Consider the following 12456-nt stretch of genomic DNA (forward strand, 5'->3'; position numbering starts at 1 on the left):
TTAGTTTTTGTAGGTAAGTCTTGATTTTTTTTATTGATAATTTAGAACTCTTTTGCGGAGCTTTAAGGATGATAACAAGTAAACGTTAATTAAAGCATTTTCTTATGTTTTTACTGCAGAAATTAATTTTTCTGTATGTCAATGTAGTAATTAAAAGTGTCAATCTTTATATTTTCTTTGGTTAGATTGTGAATATTTAATGTTTGGTCGTTGTTCGTGATATTAATTGCTTTTAAATTATTATCTGCGGTACCAATATAGACTGGCATTTCAAAATTTTCGACTGTATTTTTCCATTTCGCCTGAACTTTTCCATCTTTTGTCTCTGAAATACATAACACAGGAATCAAAGTTGTCTTCACATATTGCTCAAATATGGAGTTGAAGTTTAAACCAGATTCTTGATTGATGAAATTGACAATATCATCATAATCAACCTGCTGATGGTAAAACTTAGCGTTTAATCCTCTCAAAATAGATCGCCATTTATCATCGTCTGCTATAATTGTTCTAATCATGTTATGCAGTACACCACCTTTATTGTACATGTCTCCGGAGCCTTCATTATTAACATGATATTGTCCTTGAATCGGTGTTTTGTTTTGAATTGCTCTTCGATTGCCATGTATGTATTCTTGTCCAGCTTTTTTACCAAAATAGTAATCGATATAAAGTGCTTCTGAATAATTGGTAAAACTTTCATGAATCCACATGTCGGCAATATCCGATGCTGTGATATTATTTCCAAACCATTCATGTCCGGCTTCATGTATGATGATAAAGTCCCACTTTAATCCCCATCCTGTTCCAGAACCATCTCTTCCCAGATAGCCATTTAAAAAACGATTGCCATACGCTATACCACTTTGATGTTCCATCCCTAGATGAGATGTTTCAATTAGTTTGAAACTGTCTTCATAAAAAGGGTAGGGGCCAAACCAATATTCAAATGCTTTTAACATCGGTTTTACATTGGCCTCGAAATGCGGTTTTGCCCGCTCTATATTTTCACGTAGTACGTAGTAGTCAATATCTAGCTTTCCTTTTTCACCATTAAAGCTATCTTGAAAATGTACGTAATCACCAATATTGATTGCAATGTTATAATTGTTAATGGGATTGGAAACAAACCAGTTGAATTTAGTTTTCTTCTTACCGATGCTTTCCGTATTACGGAGACGACCATTAGAAACATTCATAAGTTCTTTAGGCACCGTTACAGAGATTAAGACGCTATCGGGTTCGTCTGACTGATGATCTTTATTGGGCCACCATAAGCTTGCTCCAATGCCTTGATTTGCACTTGCTACCCAAGGTTTGTTATTGCTGTCTTTTTTCCAATCAAATCCGCCATCCCAAGGAGCTCTGTTGGCTTGATGTGGTGTGCCTGAGAAATACACTAAAATAGAATCCAGTGTGTTTGCTTTAATCTGTGTTGGAAAATCTATAAAAACCGCATTAAATTCTCTTGTATACTTTAGCTGTTTACCCCTGTAAAGAATTTTATCAATTGCCATATTATCAAAAAGATCAATCTGGATGCGATTGAAATCTTGAATAGTTTTAAATTTAATGAGATTGCTTCCTGCAATGCTACGTTTTGGAATATTAATATCAACATCTAAGTGATAATAGGTGACATCGTAGCAGGTTCTTAAGGGAGTCAGTTGACCTCTTAAAGAATCTTTGCGGGAAAATTCATTTTTGTCCGATAATAATTGCCCATTTACAAGGCAGGGAGATAATAAAAGAAATAGAATTAAATAGGATAGATTTTTCAACGCTTATAATTTTAATATAAGTGTTAAATATAAGATAATTTGCCTATTTAAAAAAATGGGATCTTTTCTAAGAAATAGATCTATTAGCTTTTTTTATTAAAAAAGCTTTCAATTTCTGTTAATGAAAAGCTATTAAGGCAATTTTTAGCACTTAATCCTCCTTTTCTTGCGACAAATATCCCGTAATGCATATCAAGTAAGCCTTCCGTGCGGTGAGCATCTGGATTAATTGATAAAAGTACGCCCTTTTCTAAGGCATAGCGATGCCATCTCCAATCTAAATCAAGTCTTAACGGGTTAGCATTAATTTCAATCACAACGTTGTTAGCCGCACAAGCATCAATTATTTTTTTATAATCCAATGGATAACCGGATCTACTTAATAAGAGGCGACCTGTTGGATGTCCTAATATCGTCGTGTAGGGATTTTCTATTGCTTTTAACAGTCTAGCAGTTGCTTTCTCTTCATCCATTTTTAGATTAGAGTGAACGGACGCAACTACAAAATCAAAACCTGCAAGAATTTCATCTGGATAATCTAACGAACCATCGGATAAAATATCTGACTCAATGCCTTTGAATATTTTAAAGGGAGCAAGATGTTGATTAAGCTGATCGATTTCTTCCCACTGTTTTTGCACCCGCTCAATAGGGAGGCCATTGGCATATACAGCAGTTTTTGAGTGATCACAAATTCCGAAATAACTAAGTCCTAATTCTTCCTTTGTATATCTTGCCATTTCAGCTAAGGTATGCACACCGTCACTATATGTCGAGTGATTATGTAAAGTTCCTTTAAGATCATCAAAATTGATCAATTTGGGTAATTGATGATTTTTCGCCAAAAATACTTCATCCAGCCCTTCTCGAAGCTCAGGTTCAATATAGTCTAAGCCTTGTTTAGCATAGATTTCTTCTTCAGAACCTAAAGCTGTAACCAAAGTTAGATCGAGTAATTCTAAGTGGTTTTTAGAACCGGTGGTTAATATTAAGTTTTGGTAAAATTCTGCTGTTGCTGATAGATATATATGAAAGGAAAATCCTAATTCATCTCGAAATGAAATGTATTCAAGTTCTTCCTTTAGACTGTCAGCATAATTGGCATTTAGATAAGCTAAAGTAGTTTGTTTATCCGTATCCAATAAGATATCAACAGCGCTAAGTACTTCGCATTTTCGTCTAAAATCTCCAGTAAATGAAATCAGGGTAGGAGATAAGTTCTTTTGTAATGAAGCTAGTAAGTTGTTTGCATTGGATAATACCCTTGCATATAAAAACCAACCTTGATTGGATATGGAGAATTCGATGGATTTTTTAATATCCTCTTGTGTTTTTAGGCCAAAACCCTTTGCCTCAATGAGCCTGTTTTCGTTGCACGCATACAATAACTCACCAACACTTTCAATCTGGAGCTCAGTCCAGATAATTTGTATCTTTTTTGGACCTAAGCCTTTTATGTTAAGCATTTCCAAAATTCCTTCTGGAGTAATGCTTAACATTGCGTCTAGCTCATCGAACGAGCCAGTTTCGGCTAATTTTTTCACCTTCTCTGCAGTGCTTTTCCCGATACCGGGCTGACTGCTTATTTCTTCTAAAGAAGCTGTTTCCAGCAGAAAAGGTATTTTATCTAACTTAAAGGATGCACTGGCAATTGCTTTTGTTCTGAATGGGTTTTCATTATGTAATTCCATCAGTTGGCTACATAACTTGAATTTTTTAGCAATTGTCTTATTATCCATTTTAGTTATTTTCTAATACTTGATCTTGTTGTTTTACCTCTGGCGCCGGTTGATTGAATTTATAGAAAATTAATCGAACACCCGAGTTCTTTGTGAAAAATTTCACTGTCCAGTTGATAAAGGTAATTACTTTGTTTCTAAAACCAAAAATAGACATTAAGTGAACAAACATCCAAACAATCCAGCCAAAGAATCCATTAAAATGGATTTTACCCATATCGACTACAGCTTTCGCACGACCAATTGTCGCCATTGAGCCCTTATCAAAGTAAGAGAATTTTTCATTTGAACGGTTATCCATCACATTGCTAATGTGCTTGGCAACATATTTACCTTGTTGTTGTGCTACAGGTGCCACACCAGGTAATCCACGTGGTAAATCATCTGTGATAAATGCGGAAACGTCACCAATTGCGTATACATTTTCCATATCTAACACACGACATTGATCATCTGTTTGAATGCGGTTACCGCGTTGAATATTTTCTTTTTTGAAACCTTCAGGAAATTGTCCTGCAACACCTGCGCCCCAGATAACTGTTTTTGTTTCGATCGAACTACCATCACCAAAAGAGATTGCAGTACCATCAAAGCCCGTTACAGAAACATTTAGTAATATTTTAACACCTAATGCTTTTAAATATTTTTCAGAGTCTTCAGAAGATTTTTCTGATAAGTTTGCTAATACTTTACTTTGTCCTTCGACTAAGTAAACATTCATTTCTTCCTTGCGTAATTCTGGATAATCTTTTTCCAGAATATTATTTCTGATCTCAGCAATTGCTCCAGAAAGCTCAACACCAGTTGGGCCACCGCCTACAATTACAAAGTTTAAAAATGATTTACGATCTTCCGGATTTGCAATTTGAACAGCTTTTTCAAGATTTTGTAGCACATAGCTCCGAATGTTTAGAGCTTCTTGAATACTTTTCATTGGTAACGCATATTTTGCAATTTGCTGATTTCCAAAGAAATTTGTTGTTGCTCCAGTAGCAACCACTAAGTAATCATATTCAAAATCACCGATATTCGTTTGAACAGTCTTGTTGGACGAGTCAATATGATTAACTTCTGCAATTCTGAAACTAAAATTCTCCTGAGATTTGAACATCTTACGGATAGGGAAAGAGATCGAATCTGCAGATAATGTACCTGTAGCTACCTGATACATTAAAGGTTGGAAGGTATGAAAATTATTTCTGTCTAATAATAGTACTTCTACTTCCTTATTTTTTAACTTTTTAGCAACTTCAATTCCACCAAATCCAGCACCAATAATGACCACTTTTGGGAATTTTCTATCTGAACGATTGCTTAGCATATTATTTGAAATTTATATAAAATATTCGGAAAATTGTAATCCTTCTGCAAATATCTTAATTTTTCACTCAAAAAACTAAAATATCTTTATATATACTTGCTTTTTATTGTCATATTTATTGATAACTAACTGTTTTAATATATCTCTTGTTTTATTACTCCTTGTTAATCAGTGTTTTGTAAACCGTATTAATTGCATGGTTTATTAATACGGTTTGTCTCAAAAAATGAAAAAAAGTGTGTAAAAAGTACACTTTGACAATTTATTACTGTAATGCTCCTCTTATTTTAATACTTAGGCCGTTATTTTCATTTGTTAATCGCAGCTGGCATGCTAGTCGGCTATCATCATTAGCATCGGGTAAAGTATCGAGCATATCGAGCTCTTGGTCTTGAGGTTCGGACAAGTTTTCACCTCCAGATTTAATTTCAACATGACAAGTTGCGCAAAGTGCCATGCCTCCACAGGTAGCTAGGACCTCATAATCGCATGCTTTTAGCAATTCCATTAGGGATAAGTTGACATCCGTAGGAACTTCGATTGTTTGAACAGTTCCATCCCGATCTTCAATTTCTATTTCAATAATATTGTCCATAATTTAAAAAGTATTGATGCCATTAACAGTTGTATATTTGAAGCTTAGTTTTTGATCTGGATACACATATTTAAAAGCACTTTGAGCCATTAATGCCGCTTCATGATATCCACATAAAATTAACTTTAATTTACCTGGATAGGTATTGATATCTCCTATAGCATAAATGCGTTCTACATTTGTCGAATAATCAACTGTGTTTACTACGATAGCACTCTTGTCAATATTTAAGCCCCAGTCCGCAATAGGTCCTAATTTTGGGGTTAGCCCAAATAGCGGTATAAAATAATCCGCTTCCATTTTGACTTCTTCTTTTTGTTTATTGACTGCAATCACATGCGATAAGCTATCTGAGCCATGTACATCTGCTAGGTTGTGGGACAGTAAGAGGTTGATAGCCCCTTTTTGAGCTAGATGATAAACCTTTTCTGCAGAATCTGGTGCTCCTCTGAAAGAGTCACTTCTATGAATTAAAGTAACTTCCTTTGCAATATCGGCTAAGTAAATCGTCCAGTCTAGAGCAGAGTCGCCACCACCCGCGATGATGATCTTCTTGTCACGATACGTTTCTGGATTTCTGACCATGTAATCAACACCTTTTCTTTCATACTTAACTAAATTGGCCAGTTCAGGTTTCCGGGGTTCAAAGCATCCTAAACCGCCTGCTATAACAACAACTTGGCATTGTATACGTGTTCCTTCTGAACTAACGACCACATATGAACCATCTTCCTGCCTTTCTAAGCCTTCAACACGCTCGCCGAGTGTAAAAGTGGGATTGAATGGTTCGATCTGTTTCATCTGATTGTCAATCAACTCTTGAGCACGGATAGTCGGGTAGCCCGGTATATCGTATATCGGCTTATGCGGATATATTTCAGACAACTGACCTCCAACTTGAGGTAAAACATCAATGAGGTGACATCTCATCTTTAACAAACCTGCTTCAAATACAGCAAATAGACCCACTGGTCCGGCTCCTATAATACATATGTCTGTTGTTATCATATCAAATGTTAATTACTTAAGTTATTATAAATTTTGTCTAGAATACGTGTGAAAGAACTAAAGTCTTCGTCTGTTAGATTTTCCCAAGCTTTCATGCGAATGCTGGAAACGATGGGAGAGTAGTTTTCTACTTTTTTTCGACCTTCCTCTGTTAGGTGCAAGTGGATACTTCGCCTGTCAGAGGGATGGATCACTCGTTCTGTTAATCCTTTTTTTATTAACAGATCAACAATTCGGGTGAGAGTAGGTTGATCTTTGCAACATTTTTCAGCAAGTTCTTTTTGCAATAGATTATCATTCTCATAAAGTGTCTTCATGATGGTCCACTGATCTACGGTGATATCAAAATCATTATCTGTAAAAGAATTTTGTGCAAATTGTTTTACTTTTTTTGCTGTTCTTTCTAATATGAAAGAGTATCGATTGAATTTTTCGTCTTGCATTTAAAATATTTGTATCGCTAATATTTAGTACAACAAATATAATCATTTAATACTTAGTGCAACAAGTATTTGGTTGATTTATTGTAAAATAAAAAAGGCTTTCAGTTTTATCTGAAAGCCTTTTTTAAACGTTTTGATTTTTTACTAAGGAGTTACCGGTTCTGCCTTTTTAGGAGCTTCTTCGAAGTGTTTTCCTTTACTTAAATCATATACTGCTGGTGCAGCTAAGAATATAGATGAATAAGTACCTACAATAATACCAATTAAGATCGCGAAAGAGAAACCTCTGATAACTTCACCACCGAAAATAAATAATACTGCTAATACGAATACAATCGTCAATGATGTAATAACCGTTCTACTTAATGTCGTATTTATGGCGTGGTTGATCGTTTCACCAAAATCTTTATTTAAAGCATTTGGTTTGTTTACATCTTCACGGATACGGTCAAATACCACTACAGTATCATTCACTGAATAACCTAATACCGTTAGAATAGCGGCAATAAAATGCTGATCAATATCTAATGAGAATGGAACAATACCATCTAAAATAGAGAACAAACCTAATACAATGATGGCATCATGTACAGTTGCGATTGCCGCACCTGCTGAATATTGCCATTTACGGAAACGCACTAGGATATAAACCGCAATGATTAATAACGCAAAGATAGTTGCATAAATTGATCTTGCTTTCATATCTGTCGCGATACTAGGACCAACTTTCTGAGAAGAAAGAATCTCATATTTGTTGCTTGCATCTACCTTCGATAATCCGTCATTCAATTTAGTTAAGACTTCTTTATCTGCTTCATCAGAAGTCTCTTCTACATGGTAAGTTGTTGTTACACGTACTTGATTTGCAGCACCAAAGACTTTAACTTCAGTTGTTTTCTGGAAAGCATCATCTAAGTTTTGACGCACAGCTTCCAAATCAACTGGTTTATCATAGCGGATGGTATAAGTACGTCCACCTTGAAAATCTACACCTTGGCTAAAGCCTTTAATAAAGATTGATGCAAAACAAGCGATAACAATTACAATAGAAACGATGTAAAGGCCTTTTCTTTTCTTGATGAATTGGAAATTTGCATTTTGCAATGTTTTCGCAGACCAAGGGAAAGAAACTTTAATTTTCATATCACGTTCTAACATCCACTCAAAAATAATGCGAGTAAGGAATATACCTGTGAATAATGAAGTGATAATACCCACCATTAATGTAGTAGCAAATCCTAAAATTGGACCTGTTCCGAAGAAGAATAATACCAACCCAACTAAGAATGTTGTAATCTGTGAATCTAAGATCGAAGGTAATGCGTGTTTGTAACCATCTGCAACCGCTTGACGGATTGATTTTCCACCGGCTAATTCTTCACGTATACGTTCGTAAATTAGGACGTTGGCATCCACCGCAGTACCCATCGTTAATACGATACCCGCGATACCTGGGAGTGTTAATACTGCATTCAGCGATGCCAATACCCCCATGATAAAGAATACGTTTATTAGAACAGCAATGTTTGCTACTAAACCTGCAGTGTTATAGTATGCAATCATGAATACAAGAACAAGCACAATACCGATAACTGCTGAATTCACACCAGAATCAATAGCCGATTGTCCTAAAGTAGGACCTACGATCGCTTCTTCAACGATTTTAGCGGTAGTTGGTAAGCGACCAGCTTTTAGTACGTTCGCTAAATCCTTTGTATCTTCCACTGTGAAAGAACCAGAGATAGATGAATTACCACCAGCGATTTCTTCATTAACGCCAGGTGCAGAATAGACTACATTGTCAAGAACGATAGCGATCGATTGGTGACCTTGTGCTGCTTTAGCTGTAATTTTTTTCCACTCACGAGCACCGTCGCTGTTCATCTGCATGGAAACAACGGGTTCATTTCTCTCATTAAACTCATCACGCGCATTGGTAATAACATCACCAGTTAATACTGGGCCATTATCAACCCCTGCAGGTCTGATTGCATATAAAGAAAGGATATTTGGTGTTTTAGCTTCTGGTTTTACTGACCATAACAATTTTAGATTTCCAGGGATAATAGATTTAACCTCAGGTCTGTTTAAAAAAGCATTTACTTTGGCAGTATCTTTAAGTTCTGCACTACCTACCATTGCGCCAGGCATTAAGGCCATCTGTTGATTCTCACCCATGTAAACAGCAGGTCTCAAAACATCAAATAATGGATTTTCTTGCGACAATTTAGCAGCAGCGCTATCTTTTGTGTTTTTATTAGCACCAAGGTTCGCTAATAAGTCATCAGACTTTTTAGTCGAATCTGTTGTTGCTTTATCATCTGTCGAAGCAACTTTTAAAGTTGCAGACAAAGTTTTATTGATGTTTTCCAATAAAGGATACACTTCTTGATTAGCATGAGTTTCGTAAAACTCTAATTTAGCTGATCCTTGTAATAATTTACGGACGCGTTGTTCATCGTTAACACCTGGAAGTTCGATCAAAATACGATTTGTACCTTGTTGAATCTGGATGTTAGGAGAAGCAACTCCAAATTTATCAATACGTGTACGAAGTACTTTGTATGAGTTTTGGATAGCATTATCAGCTTCTTTTTGTAAAAAAGATTCCAATTGTGCATCAGAGTCCCCCGCTTTGATTAAAGATGCATTATCTTTAGTCGCGAAATAAGTTGAAAGTGGAGTCGTACTACCTGCAGCTTTATATTCTTCAATGAATAAATTAACTAGAGATTTTTGACTTGTTTTACTTTTCGAAATAGCAGCTGTAAGTGCAGCATTGAATTTCTCATCTTTAGGATTATCTGCTAAGTTACGAATCAACTCATCGATTGAGATTTCCATCGTAACGTTCATACCCCCTTTTAGATCAAGTCCTAAAGCAAGTTCTTGTGCTTTAGCTTCTCTATAGGTGTATTTTGCAAAACCTAAATTGTAAACAACCTCGCCAGCGATAGAGTCTAGGTACGATTTTTCACGTGCCATATCTCCTTGTGCATAATTCTCAGCATCACGCTCAACTTTGCGGGTTACAAAAGTGAATGATAGGGCGTATAGACATGCTATAGATACCGCTATCACCAAAAATTTAATCAGCCCTTTACCTTGCATCGTCTGTTTTTAGTGTATTAGTTTGATATTATATGATATAATTGATAACTCATTCTTGTATGAAAATTACAATTCTCCAAGAATGCCAAAGGTATAAAAATTTTGTAAAATGAAAAGCTTTATTTGATTAAGCTTATGATAAAAAGCGATTAAATTGCAATGAATACGATATTGCTATGCAATCTAATAGAAAAAGCCTCCCGTTTGGGAGGCTTTTTCTATAAAAATGTACTGTTTTATTTATCTCAACGTGTATTTGATACCGAAAGAAAAAGTAGATGCATCAAAGTCACTATTGTGGTTTAATCTCCAATCTGGTTTCCAATCTGCGTGAAAACCGATAGGTGCAGCCGGAATTTTAAATTCTAGACCTAATTGAGGACGAAGTGCTACAAGAGTAATATTGTCACCTGCGTCAACAAAAGATAACTGTGCACCAACACCTGCATACCATCCTAATCCTTTAGCACCAGAAAATGGTCTTGCATATTGGTAATCTGCTCCTACAGCAACCACATTGTCATCGAACATAATTTGTGCCTGTCCGTTGTTTGCACCTCCCATAGACTGTTTGTACTGAACACCCCATAAATCACCAGCTGTACCGTCAAATACAACACCAATTGCAGCGCGTTGTGGTGATTGTGCTTTTGCCTCCTGTGCTCCTAGAGCTAATATGGCAACAGCTGCTACCGATAGTAATACTTTTTTCATAATATGTGTTTTATATAAATTCAATTTAGACATCTTATGCAAATAACCTGCCAAAAGTTGTTACGCACGATGCCGGAATGTTGGCTGTTTGATAAGGTTGCATGATTAAGCTAATGAGAATGAGCTGTTAACTGCATGTTAGGATAATCATTTAAATGTAATTAGTGAAATTAATTTTTATATTTCGCTGAAAATACTTAATTTTGCCTGGCAAATAGAGAACCCAATACATATTTGCCATGCAATTAGATCCACAAAAATTCGTAGCAGAAGGACTTACCTACGACGACGTATTATTAATTCCAGCTTATTCTGAAGTTTTACCACGTGATGTCGATACAAGTACTTTTCTGACAAAAAAAATCAAATTAAATATTCCATTAGTATCTGCGGCTATGGACACGGTGACGGGTGCTGATTTAGCTATTGCTATCGCACAAGCCGGCGGTATTGGTATGTTGCATAAGAACATGACGATTGCAGAGCAGGCTGCTGAAGTACGTAAAGTAAAGCGTTCAGAAAGCGGTATGATTCAAGATCCTGTAACTTTATTGCAAACTGCAACAGTAGGAGATGCTTTTAAAATTATGAAAGATCATAAGATTGGCGGCATTCCTGTAATAGATGAAAAAGGCAAGTTAGTTGGTATTGTAACGAACCGTGATTTACGTTTCCAAAAAGTCATGAGTCAACCGATCTCTTCGTTAATGACGAAAGACAATCTTGTTACTGCACCAGAAGGGACAGATTTAGTACGAGCAGAAGAAATTTTACAAGATCATAAGATTGAAAAACTTCCAGTTGTTGATAATGAAGGTATATTAAAAGGTCTTATTACTTTTAAAGATATTCAAAAATACAAACATTATCCAAATGCAGCTAAAGATACGCACGGTCGTTTATTGGTTGGTGGTGCAGTTGGTGTCACTCCAGATACTTTAGATCGTGTAGAAGCTTTAGTAAAAGCTGGTGTTGATGTGATTACTATTGATACTGCGCACGGTCATTCAAAAGGTGTAATTGATAAATTGAAATTGGTGAAAGCAACATTCCCTGACTTACAGGTTATTGTTGGTAATATCGCTACAGGTGCAGCTGCAAAAGCATTAGCAGAAGCCGGTGCTGACGCTGTAAAAGTAGGTATCGGACCAGGTTCAATCTGTACAACACGTATTATTGCTGGTGTTGGAGTGCCTCAGTTGTACGCCATCTATGAAGTAGCAAAGGCATTAAAAGGCACTGGTGTTCCATTGATCGCTGATGGTGGTATAAAACAAACAGGTGATATCGCAAAAGCAATTGCAGCTGGTGCTTATACCATTATGGCCGGATCATTATTTGCAGGTGTTGAAGAAGCTCCGGGAGAAACGATCATTTACGAAGGACGTAAATTTAAATCATACCGCGGAATGGGATCTATCGAAGCGATGGAAAAAGGATCTAAAGATCGTTACTTCCAAGACGTTGAAGATGATATTAAGAAATTAGTTCCTGAGGGTATTGTTGGTCGCGTTCCATATAAAGGGACGTTAGCTGAGGTTGTATATCAATACATGGGCGGATTGAAGGCATCAATGGGCTATTGTGGAGCTGCTACAATTGAAAAGCTACAAGAAGCACAATTTGTACGTATTACAGGTGCTGGATTACGTGAATCTCATCCACATAATATTTCGATTACAAAAGAAGCTCCTAACTACAATAGTAGAGGTTAATAAAAAAAGGTCAGCGATTCAATCGCTGA

General features: G+C 36.1%; 9 protein-coding genes. 1 reads left to right on the forward strand and 8 read right to left on the reverse strand.

The features are described from left to right. Positions 1–122: 122 nt before the first annotated feature. The 8 genes from M2265_RS24285 to M2265_RS24320 all read right to left on the reverse strand — a co-directional run bounded on the left by M2265_RS24285 (position 123) and on the right by M2265_RS24320 (position 10712). On the reverse strand, positions 123–1781 hold the full coding sequence (locus M2265_RS24285) for a M1 family metallopeptidase (protein WP_132772639.1): 1659 nt from the start codon (positions 1779–1781) through the stop codon (positions 123–125). 83 nt (positions 1782–1864) lie between these two features. Further along, complete coding sequence (locus tag M2265_RS24290; RefSeq protein WP_132772641.1) at positions 1865–3520, reverse strand: DNA polymerase/3'-5' exonuclease PolX; 1656 nt, start codon at positions 3518–3520, stop codon at positions 1865–1867. A 1-nt stretch (position 3521) separates the two neighbouring features. Continuing rightward, a complete protein-coding gene (locus tag M2265_RS24295; protein ID WP_132772643.1) occupies positions 3522–4841 on the reverse strand; it encodes an NAD(P)/FAD-dependent oxidoreductase in 1320 nt (439 codons plus the stop codon). Positions 4842–5106: 265 nt separating this feature from the next. After that, on the reverse strand, positions 5107–5436 hold the full coding sequence (locus M2265_RS24300; RefSeq protein WP_132772645.1) for a 2Fe-2S iron-sulfur cluster-binding protein: 330 nt from the start codon (positions 5434–5436) through the stop codon (positions 5107–5109). Between the two features lie 3 nt (positions 5437–5439). Beyond that, on the reverse strand, positions 5440–6444 hold the full coding sequence (locus M2265_RS24305; protein ID WP_132772647.1) for an NAD(P)/FAD-dependent oxidoreductase: 1005 nt from the start codon (positions 6442–6444) through the stop codon (positions 5440–5442). 8 nt (positions 6445–6452) lie between these two features. Further along, complete coding sequence (locus tag M2265_RS24310; RefSeq protein ID WP_132772649.1) at positions 6453–6887, reverse strand: MarR family winged helix-turn-helix transcriptional regulator; 435 nt, start codon at positions 6885–6887, stop codon at positions 6453–6455. Positions 6888–7031: 144 nt separating this feature from the next. Continuing rightward, complete coding sequence (gene secDF / locus M2265_RS24315) at positions 7032–9998, reverse strand: protein translocase subunit SecDF (protein ID WP_132772651.1); 2967 nt, start codon at positions 9996–9998, stop codon at positions 7032–7034. Between the two features lie 240 nt (positions 9999–10238). After that, entirely contained in the window at positions 10239–10712 is a 474-nt protein-coding gene (locus M2265_RS24320; protein WP_031289033.1) for a hypothetical protein, read from the reverse strand. Positions 10713–10951: 239 nt separating this feature from the next. Between M2265_RS24320 and guaB the strand changes: the two genes are divergently transcribed. Continuing rightward, positions 10952–12427 carry an IMP dehydrogenase gene (gene guaB / locus M2265_RS24325; protein WP_021191186.1) on the forward strand — a complete coding sequence of 492 codons (1476 nt, stop codon included), beginning with the start codon at positions 10952–10954 and terminating at the stop codon, positions 12425–12427. Positions 12428–12456 lie beyond the last annotated feature (29 nt).

Origin of the sequence: Sphingobacterium kitahiroshimense (assembly GCF_025961315.1) — a bacterium.
GTDB lineage: Bacteria > Bacteroidota > Bacteroidia > Sphingobacteriales > Sphingobacteriaceae > Sphingobacterium > Sphingobacterium anhuiense.

What these genes read in the sequence shown, in the direction of transcription:
- M2265_RS24290 (WP_132772641.1), bottom strand. Translation starts at nt 3,520, where the DNA reads ATGGATAATAAGACAATTGCTAAAAAATTCAAGTTATGTAGCCAACTG.
- M2265_RS24295 (WP_132772643.1), bottom strand. Translation starts at nt 4,841, where the DNA reads ATGCTAAGCAATCGTTCAGATAGAAAATTCCCAAAAGTGGTCATTATT.
- M2265_RS24300 (WP_132772645.1), bottom strand. Translation starts at nt 5,436, where the DNA reads ATGGACAATATTATTGAAATAGAAATTGAAGATCGGGATGGAACTGTT.
- M2265_RS24305 (WP_132772647.1), bottom strand. Translation starts at nt 6,444, where the DNA reads ATGATAACAACAGACATATGTATTATAGGAGCCGGACCAGTGGGTCTA.
- M2265_RS24310 (WP_132772649.1), bottom strand. Translation starts at nt 6,887, where the DNA reads ATGCAAGACGAAAAATTCAATCGATACTCTTTCATATTAGAAAGAACA.
- secDF (WP_132772651.1), bottom strand. Translation starts at nt 9,998, where the DNA reads ATGCAAGGTAAAGGGCTGATTAAATTTTTGGTGATAGCGGTATCTATA.
- M2265_RS24320 (WP_031289033.1), bottom strand. Translation starts at nt 10,712, where the DNA reads ATGAAAAAAGTATTACTATCGGTAGCAGCTGTTGCCATATTAGCTCTA.
- guaB (WP_021191186.1), top strand. Translation starts at nt 10,952, where the DNA reads ATGCAATTAGATCCACAAAAATTCGTAGCAGAAGGACTTACCTACGAC.